This window comes from Streptomyces tagetis (assembly GCF_018069565.1).
Lineage (GTDB): Bacteria > Actinomycetota > Actinomycetes > Streptomycetales > Streptomycetaceae > Streptomyces > Streptomyces tagetis.
The window spans coordinates 1,414,239-1,431,235 of sequence record NZ_JAGPNL010000001.1; the positions used below are offsets into that span (position 1 = coordinate 1,414,239).

The window sequence follows — 16,997 nt, forward strand, 5'->3', positions numbered from 1 at the left end:
ACCGTGGGGCGGTGCGCCGCGGTCCCGTCCGGCACGGGGCGTCGGGGTGCCGGTCAGGCGGCGACGGTCTCGGCGGCGTGGCCGTGCAGGCGGGCGACCACCTCGGAGAGCTGCCCCGCGACCTCGGCGTCGTCGGCCGGGTGGGTCTCGGCGAAACGGGTCACCGAGCTGGGGATGGACAGCTTGACGTCGTCGAGGACCTTGCCGCCGGCGATGCCCACGGCCTTGCGGGTCTCGTCCTGCGCCCACACGCCGCCGTACTGGCCGAAGGCGGTGCCGATCACGGCGACGGGCTTGCCGCCGAAGGCGCCGGCGCCGAACGGGCGGGACAGCCAGTCGATGGCGTTCTTCAGGACGGCCGGAATGGTGCCGTTGTACTCGGGCGAGAAGAGCAGGAAGGCGTCGGCGGAGCCGGCGACCTCGCGCAGGCGGGCCGCGGCGGCCGGTACCTGGCCCTCGACGTCGAGGTCCTCGTTGTAGAAGGGGATGTCGGCCAGCCCCTCGTACACCTGGACCTCCGCGCCCTCGGGGGCGAGCCCGACGGCGGCCTCGGCGAGCTGACGGTTGTGCGAACCGGCGCGAAGGCTGCCGACGAGCGCAAGGATGCGGACAGACATGAGTCACTCCCAGGGGACTGCTGAAACATGGCGACAATGATCCGGACCGAGGTCCGTTTAACTTTCTAGCATCTTAAGCGGACCAGGGTCCAGTTTCTTCCCGATGCTTTACGCTGGCTTCATGTCCGCCGCCCTGTCGCCCTCTTCCGAGCCCCGGGACGCCGACCACCCCGAGGCCGAGCTGCTACGGCTCGGCGCCCTGCCCCCGGCGGACGAGCCCTGCCTGCGCGCCGACGCCGCGCGCAACCGCGCCCGGCTGCTGGAGGCCGCCGCCCGGCTGGTGGCCGAGCACGGCGCGGCCGGCCTCACCATGGAGGCGGTGGCCACGGCGGCCTCGGTGGGCAAGGGCACCGTCTTCCGCCGCTTCGGCGACCGCACCGGCCTGCTGACGGCACTGCTCGACCACTCCGAGAAGAAGTTCCAGGCCGCGCTGCTCGCCGGGCCGCCCCCGCTCGGCCCCGGAGCGCCGCCGGAGGCACGCCTGCGGGCCTTCGGCCGCGCCTCGCTGCGCCGCTGCGTGGACGGACTCGCCCTCCAGCTCGCCGCCGAGCCGGTCCCCGAGCGCCGCTACACCTCCCCGCCCCGCCGCTTCCTGCGCGGACACCTCGTCCTGCTGCTGCGGGAGGCCGCCCCGGACGCGGACGCGGAGATCCTCTCCCACACGCTGATGGCCCACCTCGACCCGGCCCTCGTCCACCACCTCACCGCGCAGTGCGGCATGCCCCTGGAGCGGCTGGAGGCGGGCTGGCTGGATCTCGTCGCCCGCGTGACCCGCACCCCGTACGAGGAGGAGGCGCCGGCGCCCGAGCCCGCCGGAGGCCGCGAGGAGCCGCCCGGCTGCTCCGAGCAGGACGGCTGTCTCCTCCCGCCCTGCTGAGCGGCGCCCCGCGCACCGGCCCCGCCGACCGCCCCCGCGCATCGCACCGGACGGGTGAACGACCCCCGGAAGAGGCCGAGTTCACCCACCCGGCCCCGGGTCCGCCCGGCTCTGCCAAGATGCCGTACGTCATGGTGCAGATTCCGAGAACACCCGACCCCGCGCCCCCGGCGCCGCTCCCCGTCCCCACGAGCACCGACGTGGCCCGCCGGGCCGGCGTCTCCCGCGCGACCGTCTCCTACGTCCTCAACGGCAGCGGCACCGTCCGGATCAGCGAACCGACCCGCCGCCGCGTCCAGCAGGCCGCCCGGGAACTCGGCTACGTCCCCCACGCCGCCGCCCGCGCCCTGCGCTCGGGGCACAGCCGCATGGTCCTGGTGACCGCCCCCTCCTACCCGGCCGGACCGATCTACCACCGGTTCCTCGACGAACTCCAGTGGGCGCTCGGCCGGCTCGGCTACACCGTCGTCCAGCACGGCACCGCCCCCCGCCACGGCGCCCGCGGTCCTTACAGCGACGACGCCGCCCGCACCTGGGCCGAACTCCGCCCGGTCGCCGTCCTGGTGCCCGGCTCCGGCCTGCGCCCCGACGCCGTCGACCTGCTCAGACGCTCCGGCGCCCGCGCCGTCCTCACCCTCGGCCCGGAGACCGTCCCGGGCGCCCACGCCCTGCTCACCGACCACGAGGCCGTCGGCCACCGCGCCGGCCGCCACCTCCACGACCGCGGACGGCGCCGCATCGGCGTCGTCGTCCCCACCGAACCCGGCCACGAGGTCTTCGCCACTCCCCGCCTCGCCGGTGTCCGCCGCGCCGTCGCCGGCACCACCGCCACCGTCACCGAACTGCCCCTCGCCTACGCCGAGGGCGACGCCGCCCGGCTCGCCGCCGACTGGGGCCCGCTCGGCCTCGACGCGGTCTTCGCGTACAACGACGAGTACGCCATGCTGCTGATGCGCGCCCTCCAGGACGAGGGCCTGGGCGTCCCCGAGGACGTCGCCCTGCTCGGCGCCGACGACCTGATGCTCGGCCGCCTGCTGCGGCCCCGCCTCAGCACCGTCCACCTGGAACTGCCCTCCGGCCGGGACCTCGCCGCCCTCGTCGACCGCGCGGTCCGCGACCCCGCCGCCCCACCCGAACGGCACACCGTGCTGGGCGCCCAGGTGGTCCACCGCGAGTCGAGCTGACGCGGGGAGCGGGCGGGGTCCGTACGACGAAGGCCGTACGGCGAAGGCCCGGTGCCGTACGGGCCCCGACGTGAGCGGGCCGGGTGGGCGGCGTCTCCCGCCGTCCACCCGGCCCGTACGACCCGCTCCGAGGGCGTGCCTCAGCCCGCCTGCCCGTCGGTGCCCGCCTGCCCGGCCTGCGCCTGCTGCTCCGCCACCGACTTGCGGACCTCGTCCATGTCCAGCCGCCGGGCCTGCCCGATCACGTCGGTCAACGCCTCCTCCGGCAGCGCGCCCGGCTGCGCGAACACGGCCACCTGATCCCGGACGATCATCAGCGTCGGGATCGACTGGATGCCGAAGGCCGCGGCCAGCTCCGGCTGCGCCTCGGTGTCCACCTTGCCGAACACCAGGTCGGGGTTCTGCTCGGCGGCCTTCTCGTAGACCGGGGCGAACTGACGGCACGGGCCGCACCAGGACGCCCAGAAGTCGATCAGGACGAACTCGTTGTCCGTGACCGTCTGGTCGAAGTTGTCCTTCGTCAGCTCCACGGTGCTGCTCATGACGTCATCCCTCTTCCTGTGGTCGGTCCCCGCCGTCGGCGGAAGCCGTCCGCACAACGCGGCCGAACCGGTGGCTATTCCGCGCACGTACCCCTGTGGCCGGGCCGCACACCACCCCCCACACTGGCCCCATGACGCAAACGGAATCCAACGCGTACGACGTCGTCGTGATCGGCGCGGGCCCCGTGGGCGAGAACGTCGCCGACCGCACCCGCGCGGCCGGACTCTCCACCGCGATCGTGGAGAGCGAGCTGGTCGGCGGCGAATGCTCCTACTGGGCCTGCATGCCCAGCAAAGCCCTGCTGCGCCCCGTCATCACCCGCGACGACGCCCGCCACACCCCCGGCCTGGACCGGGCGGTCCGCGGCCCCCTCGACACCACCGCGGTCCTCGCCCACCGCGACGACTTCACCTCGCACTGGAAGGACGACGGCCAGGTCGCGTGGGTCGAGGGCATCGGCGCCGACCTGTACCGAGGACAGGGCCGGCTCGCCGGACCCCGCACCGTGGAGGTCACCGGGCCCGGCGGCGCGGCCCTCACCCTCACCGCCCGGCACGCGGTGGCCGTCTGCACCGGCAGCCGCGCCGCCCTCCCCGGCCTGCCCGGACTCGACGCCGTACGCCCCTGGACCAGCCGCGAGGCCACCAGCGCCCGCAGCGCGCCGGGCCGGCTGATCGTGGTCGGCGGCGGGGTCGTCGCCGTCGAGATGGCCACCGCCTGGCAGGCCCTCGGCGCCCGGGTGACGCTCCTGGTGCGCGGCAAGGGGCTCCTCGCCCGCATGGAGCCGTTCGCCGGGGAACTGGTCGCCGAGGCCCTCACCGGGGCCGGCGTCGAGATCCGCACCGGCACCTCCGTCGACTCCGTCACCCGCGAGAACGGCACGGTCGTCGCCGTCACCGACGCGGGCGACCGGGTCGAGGCCGACGAGATCCTCTTCGCCACCGGCCGCGCCCCGCGCACCGACGACATCGGCCTGGAGACCGTCGGCCTGGAACCGGGCTCCTGGCTCCCCGTCGACGACAGCCTCCTCGTCGACGGCCACGACTGGCTCTACGCCGTCGGCGACGTCAACCACCGCGCCCTCCTCACCCACCAGGGCAAGTACCAGGCGCGGATCGCGGGCGCCGCCATCGCCGCCCGCGCCGCCGGGGACTCCCCCCTGGAGTCCGAGCCGTGGGGCGCCCATGCCGCGACCGCCGACCACGAGGCCGTGCCGCAGGTGGTCTTCACCGACCCGGAGGCGGCGGCCGTCGGCCTCTCCCTCGCCGAGGCCGAGCAGGCCGGGCACCGGGTCCGCGCCGTCGACGTGGACCTGTCCACGGTGGCCGGCGCGAGCCTGTACCGCGACGGTTACACGGGCCGGGCCCGCATGGTGGTCGACCTGGAGGACGAGATCGTCCGCGGGGTGACCTTCGTCGGGCCGGGCGTCGGGGAACTGATCCACTCCGCCACGATCGCCGTCGCCGGCCGCGTGCCGGTCGACCGCCTCTGGCACGCGGTCCCGTCCTACCCGACGATCAGCGAGGTCTGGCTCCGGCTGCTGGAGACGTACCGGGACACGTAGGGGGCGGGGGCCGGGTCCGGAGGACGCCGGAGGGCGCCGGAGGGGTGGGCGGGGGCTCCGGGCGCGGCTCCCCGGCCGGGTGTCTCAGGGCAGGTCGAAGCCGAGGGCGGCGGCGGCCCGCCCCGGCGTGGGCTGGGCCCAGCGCTCGGCCACCGCCTGGTTCGAGGCGAGCGAGCGCGGCTCCGCCCGGTCCACGTACAGCGTGCCGTCCAGGTGGTCCGTCTCGTGCTGCACGATCCGCGCCGGCCAGCCGGTGACCACCTCGTCCAGCGGGCGTCCGCGCTCGTCCACCCCGGTCAGCCGCACCGACGCCGGCCGCGCCACGACCGCCTGCCAGCCCGGCACGCTCAGGCAGCCCTCGTAGAACGCCGCCCGAGCCCCGCCGACCGGCTCGTACACCGGGTTGACCAGCACCCGGAAGGGCACCGGCACGCGCCCGCGCGCCGTCCGCACCTCGTCCGGGACCGTCGCCGGGTCCTCGATCACCGCGATCCTGAGCCCCACGCCCACCTGCGGCGCGGCCAGGCCCACGCCCGGCGCCGCGTGCATGGTGACCCGCAGGGCCTCGACGAACCGGGCCAGCAGGTCCGGCCCCAGTTGCCCGTCGTACGGCTCGGCGGGGCGCCGCAGCACCGGATCGCCGGCCGCGACGATCGGCACCGGCCCACCCGCGCCGACCAGCGCCTCGACCCGTTCGGCGAGAGACGCGCGATGCATCGGAGTTCCCATGCGCCTCAGCATGGCACGGCCCGCGCGGCGCACCGGCGCGTCCGTCCGGTGTGCGGCCGGAACCGGACGGCCGGCGCGCGCGTCCCACGAGGGCCGTGCTCGGGCGTGCGCCCGGCGGTTGTTCAGGCGGTCGCCGGCGTGTTCTCGGGGAAGTCCCCGGTGAACGCGGCGGCGATCCGCAGGTGCGTCTCCGCCTCCGCCTGCCGCCCCTGCCGTTCGAGGGTGCGGCCCAGCATCAGCCGGGCGTAGTGCTCGACCGGATCGCGCTCGACGATGACGCGCAGCTCGGCCTCCGCGCGCCGCAACTGGGCCGAGTGGTAGTAGGCGCGCGCCAGCAGCAGCCGCGGCCCGGTCTCGCCGGGCACCTCGTCGACGAGCCCGCCCAGGACCCGCGCGGCGGCGGCGTAGTCCGATGCGTCGAAGAACTGCCGCGCGCGCTCCCAGCGCTCGGCGGGCGTTCCGTGCTCGTAGTACGTCGTGTCCACTCCCGACCTCCTTCGCGTACGACCGGCAACCGCCAAAGTTGGTTGAATATTCCATCACCTCGCCCGGCCCCGCCGCCCCCGGCGCCCCTCGGGCACGCGGCGAGGCCCGGCCGGACGCGGGGCAGGAGAGGGGAAACGGCGACGCCCGGCGAAACTGACGCGGGGGCCGGACCGGGGCTAGGGTCGGCGCCATGAGCAATCTCGATCGCGAGGCGGTTCCCGCCCTGTGCGGAGGCCGCGGCTTCGTGGTGGCCGAGCCCGTACGGGAACTCCTCAGCCCCCGTCACGTCCAGCTCGGCGAGTCCACCGAGGTCCGGCGGCTTCTGCCCAACCTGGGCCGGCGCATGGTCGGCGCCTGGTGCTTCGTCGATCACTACGGCCCGGACGACATCGCCGACGAGCCCGGCATGCAGGTGCCGCCCCACCCGCACATGGGCCTGCAGACGGTGAGCTGGCTGCACGAGGGCGAGGTCCTGCACCGGGACTCCACCGGCAGCCTCCAGACGATCCGCCCGCGCCAGCTCGGCCTGATGACCTCCGGCCGGGCGATCAGCCACTCGGAGGAGAGCCCGCGCTCGCACGCCCGTTACCTGCACGGCGCCCAGCTCTGGGTCGCCCTGCCGGACGGCCACCGCCACACCGACCCGCACTTCGAGTTCCACTCCGAGCTGCCCCAGGTGACGGCACCGGGGCTGACGGTCACCCTGCTTCTCGGCGAACTGGACGGCGCGGCCTCGCCGGGCACCACGTACACGCCGATCATCGGCGCCGACCTGGTGCTGAGCGGCGGCGCGGACGTCCGCCTCCCGCTGGAGCCGGACTTCGAGTACGCCGTCCTGGCCATGTCCGGCGAGGTCCACGTCGACGGCGTGCCGGTACTGCCGGGCTCGATGCTCTACCTGGGCTGCGGACGCGACGAACTCCCCTTGCGCGCCGAGTCCGACGCGGGCCTGATGCTGCTCGGCGGCGAGCCCTTCGAAGAAGAACTGATCATGTTCTGGAACTGGATCGGCCGCTCCCAGGAGGAGATCGAACAGGCCCGCCGCGACTGGACGGAAGGCACCCGCTTCGGCGAGGTGAAGGGCTACGCCGGCGCCCCGCTACCGGCCCCGAAGCTCCCCCCGACCCGTCTGAAGCCACGGGGGAGGGTGCGCTGACCCGCGGTTACGTCTGACGGGCTGATGATGGCCAGTCGGTCGGCCGTCCTATGTCGTCCCAACCCTTTGCTCACTCACCTCTGTCGCGATGGCTGACGCACGAACTTGCTGTTCAGACTGTCGTTTTGTAAGGGTTCTACAAGAGCGGTGCCTCCCTGTAGCCGCATCGCCGCACAGGAGAAGGCAGAGTGAGAGGCTCGCCGTCGGGTGTGCGCCGGCTGCGGCACGCGGTTCACCGACGAATGGTGGAAGCCATCGAGCCCGCCGAGTGGGATGCCCCGCGCGAGATCCACCCGCACGTGTGCGACGACTGCAAGCAGCAGGCCGTCACCGCCGAAAGCCACGTCGAGCTGGCCGGGCACGAGCACCAGGAGCACGACCAGGCCGTGCCCGAGCAGACGGTCGGCGGCGCCTGGCTCTCCCGGTTCCGCCGCTGGGGCGAGCGGACCCGGCTGTCATTGGCGGTGCCGGGACGGGTGGCTCCTGATCCTGCCGGTGACTATCGGGCGAGCTCCGCCGATGTAGGTGTCCTCGTAGGCGCTGCGCTTGTACGCGGTGCTGTCCTCGGGCGCGACGGCCAGTGCGTCCAGCGCTTTGCGGACGGTCAGGGTGACGGCGCCCCTGGGTGCTGCGGCGACCTGGGGGGTGCGGCATGGGCGGAGGTGGGAAGGAGCGGAGTGGTCGCGGCGGCGACGAGCGCGAAGGTACGGCGCCGGGTGTGTCTTTTCGAGGAACCGGCTGGTCGCGCTCTTGCTACCAAGGGACGGTGCCGACGCGTCCGGGACCGGAGACACGGTCACTTGATAGAGGGGAGGAACCGCGGGAAGAGCACCCGACCCGTGCACGCTCCCTGCACGGTCGAGGGGGACTTGCCGGCACTCACCGCAAGCACCGTTGCCGTACTAGTTCCTGTCCGGTGGCTGCCGCCACGACGGCCTGGGCTGCACGCGGCCCTCCGGTGCGCAAGGTCATCCGCCGCGCGGCCTATGGAGCGGGCGACTTGACGTTCAGGCCACCCGGTCCCCCGCCAGTCCGCATGACACCCGTAGACGTCCGTCGGAGTCCAACGCACATCAACGGAGAAACGCCTGCTCAGCGCACCGCAAGCAGCTCCGCCGCAGGTCAGGATCGGGTCGAGTCATTCCGCTTCAGCGTCTGAGACGTTCAGCTGAAGGCCGTCTGACCTGCGGGGGGCGGGTTGGGCGGCCTTTTCGGTCCGCACGGAGTCCGCAGCATGCTGGTTGGAGAGGGGCTGTTTCTTCCGTGGGACGGGCATCCGAGGCTTCCTCCGCGGTAACGGCGCCGAAGCTCCCCGAACCAGCCTGATCCGGAGGATGGTGGTTGACGCCCACTCTCCTGGGAGCGAAATGGGTCGCGGATCCGCGTCCCGTCTATCGGGGAACGGGCGGGCTCACATGGGCACCGCATGGACGTCGCCTCGGGCATCAGTGGCATAGACGACACCTTTGGAGACCGTGAGCGAGCCCTGGCGGTCCGGACCCACCAGCAGGTCGTGTGAGCGGATCCTCCGACCTGTCAGCAGGTCCCGTTTGACCAATTTCGCGGCGCGGTCAGCCGTGAAAAGGGCTCCATCTGCAAGGGATGGTCCGGTGAGAAGACGGCCGTCGGTCCTTATCTCCTTGTCCCACAAGGGGATGCCGGTCCTGGTGTCGAGAGCCACGAGTCGGTTGTCCATGTCACCGAAGACCATCACGCCATCGGTGGCGACCGGGGTCGAGGTGAGGCGGGCCGTGGTGTCGAACGACCACAGCACCTCTCCGTTCTCAGGGCTCACCGCCACGATCCTCTGCGACGGCGAACTTCCTTCTGGCCGCAGCGCCACGTAGATTCCCAGGCTCGTGGCCGACCAGTCCGGAGACAGGGCAGTCCCTGCCGTGTAGGACCAGACCACCCTCCCTTCGGAGACGGCCACGACGCGATCCGAGTCGAAGTCCGCCGGGTCACCTCGCATCCGAGAAGACGCCGCAGTGAACAGCGTGTACCCGGCGGCCTCCCGGGGCGCGGAGGTGACGGTGATTCCTTCCAGGGTGAGAGGGGCAAGCGGCTCCAACGTCGAGGGGGTGAAGGTGCGGACAGCGCCATCCTGAGTGGGGGCGTACAGCACCCCCTGGGAAATTCCCAGCAGACCGTCGCGTACGGCAACGGCAGAAGACCTTCGGCGCCTTCCGGTCCGCAGGTCGGTCATCTGCACGTGACCTTCCTTGTCAGTGATGTAGGCGGCGTCCCCGTGAAGGGCGGGGCTGCTCGGGTACCACATCTTGATCAGGGGAGACCGTCGCCGAGAAGCGAGGTCGATCGCGTGCAGCCTGTAGGGCGCGTGTACCACGAGCACGCCGTCGGACAGGACGGGCTGCCGAGCGGGGCCCTCGGCTGCGCGAGTCCGCCAGGGTTCAGGCCGCTGCGGTGACCGGGGCGCCGCAGCCCCACGACTCCGGCTGCCCGTACCACCGGTCGGTGAGGATCGTGGCTTCCGCTTCCTCCGTACCTTGGCCAGTGCGATGTCGTAATGCACCTCGCCGCCCAAACAAGGGGTCTGCGCGGCTCCCTCGTGATGGAGGCGTTCGCAGGCGAACCGGTAGAGCTCTTGGAGGCCGACGACGCCGTCGCCGTCGAGATCGGCGGTCCCGGTGGAGATCCCGTCGATGAGCGTCCCCGTGAAGAGGGACGGTGCGGGCGTACCGGTGTCGAGATGCGGCCCTTCCCAGGCTGCCTGCGCACGAGTACCCGCAGTAATGATCACGCGGCCCCGGCCTGCCAGCGCCTCCGCGAACCGCGGCGACGCATCGCCCTTCGCACCGGGAAGGAAGAGGCCGCTGTAGCAGCAGTCGAGGATCACGACGATGCTCCGCGCACGGCATTCGTCCATGATCTCGTGTAGGGAGGTCGCGGAGATCGTGGTGAAGTCGGGCCGGTTCGGATTCGTCTCGCGGAGGGCGAAGTGAAGCTTGCCGCCGAGCGGGCTCTGGACCCCGTGACCAGAGAGGTAGAGGAGGCGCACGTCGTCTCCCCGGGCGCCGAGGAAGAGGTCGGCGATCGCCTGCTCTACCGTGGAACGGTCGGCGTCGATGAGTGTCCGTACCTCGAAGGCGCCGATCCGCGTGTCGCCCAACAGGGCCTCCAGGCGCGTGCAGTCCACCTCGGGTGAGCGGAGTGCCGACAGTTCAGGGTGGTCGTAGGTTCCCGTGCCGATGAGGAGTGCCCGGCGGGTACCGTCGCCGAACGGCTGAGTGGCCATACGGTCAGGGCCGCCCAGAGGAGCGATCTTCGGACCCACCACGAGGCGGAACCTCGTGGTGGGCGAGGAACTCGTCGATCAGCCGCGCCCGCTCCGTGGTCGTGGCGTCGGTCAACTCGATGACGTGGCCCTCCCGCTCCACCCTGATTCCCCGCACGGGCCGGTTCTTCAGCCATGTGTCGGCGAGGAGCAGAAGCTGGCGCAGGATGAAGGAAGTGGCCGTGACGACGAGCGACCCGGCGGCGATCAACTCGCCGCTCTTGGCTCCCTCCGGGACGCCGCCCGCGGAGCGTCCAGACTGCACGTCTACCACGTCCACGTCCGCGATGAGGCGGCGTAGCTGACCTCGTAGACGCAGTAGTTCGTCATCGTGGGAGTCGGCGAGCCCGAGAAGGTCCAGCCGTACCGTTTGGTGCAAAGTTCCCGTCCTCCGCTATCCACGTTCTCCAGGTACGACAGTGTAGGAGGCGGACGGATCAGCACCGAGTCGGCGCTGGGGCGGGCCCACGCCGCTGGACGTGTGGAGGTCGGAGAGGTGCGCCCCGCTACCCCGCCTCCTGCACTCACCGCACCTCGCCCTCCATCACCGTCCCCGCCGGCATGAGGCCGAGGGCGCGGGTGACGTGTTGGGAGGAGAGGCACCCAGTTGGGCCAGCCCTGCGTGCAGTCCGGTGCGCGGCACTGCCCCGCGGCATGCGGTGTGCCGGCCTGGCGTCTCCGTCGGCGGCGCCCAGCGGATCACGGTCCGTCAACGAGGAGGAGTCCGTCATGAGCAGGGTCTGGCTGGTCACCGGGGCGAGCGGTGGGTTCGGGCGGGCCAGCATCGTGGCAGCGGTGGCAGCGGTGGCAGCGGTGGCAGCGGTGGCAGCGGGGAGACCGTTGTCGCCCCGGCGCGCTAGGTCGAGTCGCTCACGCCCTCGCCGCCCAGCTCGGACAGATCGAGGCGCTCGCACTCGACGTCACGACAGGGCCCGGATGGACGCCGTCGTCGCCGGGGTGGTCGAGCGGCACGGGTGGATTGACGTGCTGGTCAACAACGCGGGCCGCACCCAAGTGGGGCCAATGGAGGAGGACGGACGTCGCGCTGCGCTCCCTCTTCGAGGTGCAGTCTTCGGGTCCGCGGCAATGACCCGTGAGGTGCTGCCGTGCATGCGGGACCGCCGGTCCGGCGCGATTGTGCAGATGAGCGGTATGGGTGGTCAGACGCCCGCCGTCGGGTTCTCCGCTTACAGCGGTACCACGTTCGCTCTGGCGGGCACGTCCGAGGCGCTCGCGGACGAAGTGGCGCCGCTGGGCGTCGGGGTGCTGATCGTCGAGCCCGGCGCCTTCCGCATCTCGCTCTTCACCAGCGTCACCGTCAGCACCGGGCCGCTGCCCGACTACGAGGGGACCGTGGGCGGCACCCGGCCATGGTCGGGTGCCGGCGATGGCGGACTAGTCCGCGTACGCCTTGTCGACGGCGGCCCGGGTCCGCTCCTCGGAGTCGGGCCACAGGTGGGTGTAGATGTTCAGCGTCATGGCCGCGTTGGTGTGGCCGAGACGCTCGGAGACCGTCTTCACGGACTCGCCGTGCTTGATCAGCAGGCTGGCGTAGTGGTGCCGGAGGGCGTGGGGTCCGGTGCCCTTCGCTATGCCGGCCTTCGCGCAGGCGGGCCGCCAGGATCCGTCCATGAAGTGCGTGTAGACCACGGGTCCGCCCTGCGGCGCCGTGAACATCCAGCCCTCGGGCCCATCGGCGGGAAAGTCCCGCAGGTGGGCCTTCATCGCATCCACCGCCATGCGGGGGAGCGGGACCGTGCGGTGCGAGCGAGCGGTCTTGGGCGGGCAGACGTACACGTCGTGCTTGGCGGTCTGCTGGATCTGCTGCTCGACCGAGACGGTCGCGTGCAGCAGGTCCACGTGCCGGAGCTGGAGGCCGAAGAGCTCGCCGGGGCGGAGCCCGGTGGCCGCTCCGAGCAGCACGAGGCCCTTGTATCGGGCGGGTATCTCGTCGGACAGCGTCCGTACCTGCTCGACGGCCAAGGGCACGATCTTCTTCCGGGGCACCGAGGGCAGTTTCGCCTCGGCGCACGGGTTGTGGGGGATCATCCGGTCACGGACAGCCGCCCGGAAGACAGCGTTGACTGTGTTGAAGACCGTCCGTGAGGTGCTGGCGGCCAGCCCGTGCGAGGTGGTCAGGCTGGTGACCCAGCTCTGTACGTCGCCAGGCTTGATGGCGCCGAGTGCCCGCTTCTCCCAGGCCGGGTAGACGTAGCAGCGCAGGTGCTGGGCCACCGCCTTGGCCGTGGAAGGCCGGTGCGGCTGGATGGACCGCCATTCCTCCGCGTACTCCTTGAAGGGCTTCTTCGCCGAGCGCGGGTCGACGTACTGACCGGTGACCAGGCTGGCCGTGACCTCGTCAATCCACCGCTGGGCGTCGATCTTGCGGTCGAAGTGGCGGGCGTGTTCCTTGCCGTCGAGGTCGGGGACTGTAAGACGTTCGGTGTAACCCCCGATCATGGAGGATGCATCGATGACCGGTGAGAACGTGACCGGGCACGAGGCCGTCGAGCCGGCAGCGGCGGTGCCGGCGAAGGCCGTGGACGACCATCTGATCGACGAGCTGGTGGGCCGGGCCCAGGCCGAGGGCCTGCAGCTGACCGGAGAAGGCGGGCTGCTGCAGCAGCTGACCAAGCGGCTCCTGGAGTCCGCCCTCGAGGGAGAGATCACCGACCACCTCGGCTATGACAAGCACGACCTGGCGGGCAAGAACAGCGGCAACTCCCGCAACGGCAAACGCTCCAAGACCGTGCTCACCGACGTCGGGCCGGTGGAGATGACCGTGCCCCGCGACCGGGAGGGTTCCTTCGAGCCGAAGATCGTCAAGAAGCGGCAGAAACGCCTGACCGGTGTCGGCGAGATGGTCATCTCGCTGTCCGCGAAAGGGCTGACGACGGGCGAGGTACAGGCCCACCTGGCGGAGGTCTATGGCGCCGAGGTGTCCCGGCAGACGACCTCCACCATCACCGACAAGGTCCTGGAGGGCATGGCGGAATGGCAGAACCGCCCCCTCGACGTCGTCTATCCAGTGGTCTTCATCGACGCCATCCACGTGAAGATCCGCGACGGGGCCGTCGCCAACAGGCCCATCTACGTGGCCCTGGCCGTCACGGCCGAGGGCCGGCGGGAGATCCTGGGACTGTGGGCCGGGGACAGCGGCGACGGCGCCAAGCACTGGATGCACATCCTCACCGAGATCAAGAACCGCGGCGTGAACGACGTGCTGATGCTGGTCCGCGACGGGCTCAAGGGCCTGCCCGAGGCGGTCGAGACGGTCTGGCCGAGGACGATCGTGCAGACCCGCGTGGTGCACCTGCTGCGGAACTCCTTCCGCTATGCCGCCCGCCAGGACTGGGACAAGGCCGCCAAGCTCCTCAAGCCCGTCTGCACCGCCGCCACCGAAGAGGCCGCCCTGGACCGGTTCGCCGAGTTCGCCGATGCCTGGGCCCGGAAGTACCCGGCGATCGTGAAACTGTGGGAAAACGCCTGGGCGGAACTCACCCCGTTCCTGCGGTTCGACACCGAGATCCGCCGCATCGTCTGCACCACCAATGCCATCGAATCGGTCAACGCGCGGATCCGCCGGGCGGTCAAGACCCGCGGCCACTTCCCGAACGAGCAGGCCGCGCTGAAGTCCGTCTACATGGCGATCACGTCGCTCGACCCCACCGGCAAGGGCCAGGCCCGCTGGACCATGCGCTGGAAGACCGCGCTGAACGCCTTCGACATCACCTTCGACGGCCGCCTCTCAGCAGCCCGTCAGTAGCTCCAAACACCCTGGTTACACCGCTCGTTTGACAGACCGGGGCCACACGACCCGATGAGCGCAGTCGGCACCAATAACGGTATGGGGCCGGGTTCAAGGGCCAAGCTTCAAGATGGTGCTCACTGGTGCCGCCCCGAGGATTCGGCGCAAGTCACGGAGTGCCTTCTCCGATGGCGCGGGCACGGCAGTCCGTCAGGCCGACGATCAGAGATATCGCCTCAGCCAGTCGGGCATGCTCGGCTCGTCAAGTCCCCAGGACTCCTGGAACGATTCGTCCTCCTGCCAGGTGTTCTCATCGCCGTCGAAGAACTTCTGCCGGTGACACTTGTACTTGACGACGGTGTCGCCTTCGAGCCTGTACTCGTTCCAGTAATAGTTCTGCTTCCCGTGGCCTTCCCACTCCTGGGTCCTGTAGATCGTCGTCATGAAGTCGGAGTGTAGCCAGGGCGCTGAGGCGGCGTTGCGCCTTGGCTAGGGTGTTGGCCGTTCACGGTGCGCCTGTAGCTGTGGCCCCTATCGACGTCTTTCGGCTGGACGAGGTCGAGAAGGAACGCGGTGGACTCCAAGAGGCGCTGGACGGGCTCCGCGAGGAACAGGCGGCCCGCACGGGAGAAGCACCCCGCTCATGCAGGCAGAGCCCACGGCCACCCTGATGCCCTCGCTGCTCATGGCAGCGAGGGCATCAGTCGTCAGGTGGCGCGGTCTGTGGGTAGCTGCAAGACCCACTTCGTGACCTCAGTCAGGTGCTCGGGCTGCAGCCCGAGGTGCGGGTCGGGCTGGATGAGGAGGGTCGCCGTTCCGCGGGCGGTGCGTTCCTTCGCCCAGGCGTGGTCGAGATCGGTGAAGTCGTCGTCGATCCAGACGGTGGGAGCGTCGCCGAGCCATGCGTCGACGTGGTCGCGCTTCCAGAGGTAGCCGTTGGGGTGGCTTGTGGTGATCTGCAGACGCGGGAGATCGACGTACGGCAGCGTCGGGAGGCCCAGAAGGGGCCCGATGAGGGTGGTGGAGTCCTCGCGCCAACTGGTGCACCAGGCCGGGGTGACCAAGCCGGTGCGGATGACATCCATGAGAAGGCGGCCATGGTCGGGATTGAGCCAGACGGTGACCGGGTTGTCGGCGCTCCGGCCGGTGGGGACGACGTCGTGGCGGGCGTGGGTGGCCGGGGGCGAGCCGTCCGCGTTGGGGAAGGGTATGAGGACGCCATCGATGTCGAGGAGCAGGTAGGGCAAGCGCATCGGTTCCTCCGGGGAAGCCGGGGTGAATGGCTGGTCAGAGCTTGCGGGCGCGGATCAGCAGGGTGGTGGGCCAGTGGCCCATGCGGGGGTCGTGGAACTCCTGGGCCGAGGTAGGCCAGAAACCCGCCCGGCTGAGGTGCTTCTCCCAGCGGCCCGTGGAGAACTCCCAGCGGGCAACGGGTAGACGGGTGCGATCAGGAAGAGTGACGTGGTCGCGACGAGGCCGGTCGTCGCCGGAGGGGCTTCGGCCGCCGCGCTGCGGGTGGGGGACAGAGAAGGCCAGCACTCGTCCGGGCGTGAGGTGCTGGGCTATGGCCGGGAGCAGGAGTTCGGGGGCGACGAGGCCGACGGCGCCGAAGACGGAGTAGATCGCGTCGAACTTTTCGTCGGAAGCGTGCAGGTAGTGCAGGGCGTGGCCTGCGACGAAGGTGAGGTTGTTCAGCCGTCCGTAGTGGGAGCGGGCGCGGCGGACCTGGAGGCCGACCAGGTCGACGCCGGTGACATGGGCGCCGTGGCGGGTGGCGAGGTGGGCGGCGTTGTGGCCGGGGCCGCAGCCGAGTTCCAGGAGTCGCTTGCCGCGCAGGTCGGGGCTGAGGATCTCGGCGCCGGGTCCTTGGCCGGGTCTCGTGGTCCATTCCATCCGGGCGGGTACGGAGAGGGGTTCGGCGAGTCCGGCGGCGGTGCGCTGGAGGGCATGGGCGTGCCATGGGGAAGCCTGGGCGAGCACGTCAGATCTCCAGGAGGTGGAGGACGTCGGTGAGGTGGCGGCGGACGACCTTGATGTAGGCGGGGTCGGTGGCCGGGTCGTTGATCCAGCGGATGGACTGTTCCATGAACCACTCGACGGCCCACATGCGGTGCCAGCCCAGGGCCCAGCTCTCGGCGGTGAGCCCGCCGCGCGGGGCGAGGGCGTCGGGGGTGCCGCCGGCGGTGACGTACTGCTCCAGGAAGACGCGCAGGCGGACGGGGTGCGGGGGCTCGATGGTGCCGTGCCAGCTGGCGAGGTGCTCCTCGCGGAAGAGGTAGGCGTACACCTCGTACGCGGTGGCCAGGACGCGGGCCGCGTCGGAGGTGGACTCGCTGTGCTGCTTGATGAAGTCGAGCGCGAGCTGCTCGACCGCGCTCTCGGTCGTCTCGTCCACGTCCAGGAGCTGGGACTTGACCAGCTCCCAGTTGGCGACGAGTCAGGTGCTCGACTCGAAGCGGAAGAAGTACTTGGCTGGTTCGATCGTGATGCGCCGGCCGTCGGCTTGGATGTCGGACAGGCGGCTCCAGCGCGGGTCGAACGCCTTGGGCAGCTCGACCGTGATGGCCGTGGTGTCGATGGTGGTCACGGTGTCTCCGTCTCTGATCGGCCGGGTTCGGGCACAGGAATGCCCGAGCCCGGTGTGGGCGTACGGAACTTCGGGGTGCCGCCCGGACCAAAGGGGAGCCTGGATCACGGTCGCGCCGTTCCGGGCGGCTGCTGATAAGTGAACCGGTGGTCACGCTCAGTGGGTACGGTGGAAGGCAGTTGAAGCGGTATACGCGGTTTACAGCACCGGA

The 16,997-nt window shown here is 71.2% G+C and carries 15 protein-coding genes and 2 pseudogenes; 6 read left to right on the forward strand and 11 right to left on the reverse strand.

All coding sequences use genetic code 11. The features are described 5' to 3' along the window. Window positions 1–53 precede the first annotated feature (53 nt). Window positions 54–617 carry an NADPH-dependent FMN reductase gene (locus J5Y05_RS06125; RefSeq protein WP_210868854.1) on the reverse strand — a complete coding sequence of 188 codons (564 nt, stop codon included), beginning with the start codon at window positions 615–617 and terminating at the stop codon, window positions 54–56. Between the two features lie 121 nt (window positions 618–738). On the opposite strand from J5Y05_RS06125, the gene J5Y05_RS06130 reads away from it, so the two are divergent. Beyond that, window positions 739–1,494 (forward strand): TetR/AcrR family transcriptional regulator, encoded by a 756-nt coding sequence (locus tag J5Y05_RS06130; protein WP_210868856.1) that lies wholly within the window; start codon window positions 739–741, stop codon window positions 1,492–1,494. Between the two features lie 131 nt (window positions 1,495–1,625). Continuing rightward, window positions 1,626–2,678 (forward strand): LacI family DNA-binding transcriptional regulator, encoded by a 1,053-nt coding sequence (locus tag J5Y05_RS06135; protein WP_210868858.1) that lies wholly within the window; start codon window positions 1,626–1,628, stop codon window positions 2,676–2,678. Between the two features lie 140 nt (window positions 2,679–2,818). Here J5Y05_RS06135 and trxA read toward each other — a convergent pair whose 3' ends face one another. Next, window positions 2,819–3,220, reverse strand: coding sequence for a thioredoxin (trxA, locus tag J5Y05_RS06140; protein ID WP_210868861.1), 402 nt, complete (start codon window positions 3,218–3,220; stop codon window positions 2,819–2,821). 131 nt (window positions 3,221–3,351) lie between these two features. Here trxA and J5Y05_RS06145 point away from each other — a divergent pair, with 131 nt between their 5' ends. Beyond that, the gene (locus tag J5Y05_RS06145) at window positions 3,352–4,785 is read left to right on the forward strand and encodes a dihydrolipoyl dehydrogenase family protein (protein ID WP_210868863.1); all 1,434 of its coding nucleotides are present in this window, start codon (window positions 3,352–3,354) and stop codon (window positions 4,783–4,785) included. Between the two features lie 84 nt (window positions 4,786–4,869). On the opposite strand, the gene J5Y05_RS06150 is transcribed toward J5Y05_RS06145, so the two are convergent. Further along, window positions 4,870–5,514 (reverse strand): peptide deformylase, encoded by a 645-nt coding sequence (locus tag J5Y05_RS06150; protein WP_210868865.1) that lies wholly within the window; start codon window positions 5,512–5,514, stop codon window positions 4,870–4,872. Window positions 5,515–5,636: 122 nt separating this feature from the next. Continuing rightward, window positions 5,637–5,999 (reverse strand): tetratricopeptide repeat protein, encoded by a 363-nt coding sequence (locus tag J5Y05_RS06155; protein ID WP_210868868.1) that lies wholly within the window; start codon window positions 5,997–5,999, stop codon window positions 5,637–5,639. 191 nt (window positions 6,000–6,190) lie between these two features. On the opposite strand from J5Y05_RS06155, the gene J5Y05_RS06160 reads away from it, so the two are divergent. Beyond that, on the forward strand, window positions 6,191–7,156 hold the full coding sequence (locus J5Y05_RS06160) for a pirin family protein (RefSeq protein WP_210868870.1): 966 nt from the start codon (window positions 6,191–6,193) through the stop codon (window positions 7,154–7,156). Window positions 7,157–8,567: 1,411 nt separating this feature from the next. Here J5Y05_RS06160 and J5Y05_RS06165 read toward each other — a convergent pair. Both J5Y05_RS06165 and J5Y05_RS06170 read right to left on the reverse strand, forming a co-directional pair. Beyond that, window positions 8,568–10,412 carry a caspase, EACC1-associated type gene (locus J5Y05_RS06165; protein ID WP_210868872.1) on the reverse strand — a complete coding sequence of 615 codons (1,845 nt, stop codon included), beginning with the start codon at window positions 10,410–10,412 and terminating at the stop codon, window positions 8,568–8,570. Window positions 10,413–10,416: 4 nt separating this feature from the next. Further along, window positions 10,417–10,830 (reverse strand): hypothetical protein, encoded by a 414-nt coding sequence (locus J5Y05_RS06170; RefSeq protein WP_210868874.1) that lies wholly within the window; start codon window positions 10,828–10,830, stop codon window positions 10,417–10,419. Window positions 10,831–11,180: 350 nt separating this feature from the next. On the opposite strand from J5Y05_RS06170, the pseudogene J5Y05_RS31575 reads away from it, so the two are divergent. Further along, window positions 11,181–11,741, forward strand: a pseudogene (locus J5Y05_RS31575) (SDR family NAD(P)-dependent oxidoreductase); the annotation flags it as partial. Window positions 11,742–11,846: 105 nt separating this feature from the next. On the opposite strand, the gene J5Y05_RS31580 reads toward J5Y05_RS31575, so the two are convergent. Next, the gene (locus tag J5Y05_RS31580; protein WP_247614047.1) at window positions 11,847–12,911 is read right to left on the reverse strand and encodes a tyrosine-type recombinase/integrase; all 1,065 of its coding nucleotides are present in this window, start codon (window positions 12,909–12,911) and stop codon (window positions 11,847–11,849) included. A 13-nt stretch (window positions 12,912–12,924) separates the two neighbouring features. Between J5Y05_RS31580 and J5Y05_RS06180 the strand changes: the two genes are divergently transcribed. Then, complete coding sequence (locus J5Y05_RS06180) at window positions 12,925–14,217, forward strand: IS256 family transposase (protein WP_247614048.1); 1,293 nt, start codon at window positions 12,925–12,927, stop codon at window positions 14,215–14,217. Window positions 14,218–14,421: 204 nt separating this feature from the next. Here J5Y05_RS06180 and J5Y05_RS06185 read toward each other — a convergent pair whose 3' ends face one another. The 4 genes and pseudogenes from J5Y05_RS06185 to J5Y05_RS31585 all read right to left on the reverse strand — a co-directional run bounded on the left by J5Y05_RS06185 (window position 14,422) and on the right by J5Y05_RS31585 (window position 16,786). Next, window positions 14,422–14,643 carry a hypothetical protein gene (locus J5Y05_RS06185; RefSeq protein ID WP_210868876.1) on the reverse strand — a complete coding sequence of 74 codons (222 nt, stop codon included), beginning with the start codon at window positions 14,641–14,643 and terminating at the stop codon, window positions 14,422–14,424. Between the two features lie 263 nt (window positions 14,644–14,906). Beyond that, on the reverse strand, window positions 14,907–15,452 hold the full coding sequence (locus J5Y05_RS06190) for an HAD domain-containing protein (protein ID WP_210868878.1): 546 nt from the start codon (window positions 15,450–15,452) through the stop codon (window positions 14,907–14,909). 34 nt (window positions 15,453–15,486) lie between these two features. Beyond that, window positions 15,487–16,179 (reverse strand): class I SAM-dependent methyltransferase, encoded by a 693-nt coding sequence (locus tag J5Y05_RS06195; protein ID WP_210868880.1) that lies wholly within the window; start codon window positions 16,177–16,179, stop codon window positions 15,487–15,489. Window position 16,180: 1 nt separating this feature from the next. After that, window positions 16,181–16,786 (reverse strand): annotated as a pseudogene (locus tag J5Y05_RS31585) (hypothetical protein). Window positions 16,787–16,997 lie beyond the last annotated feature (211 nt).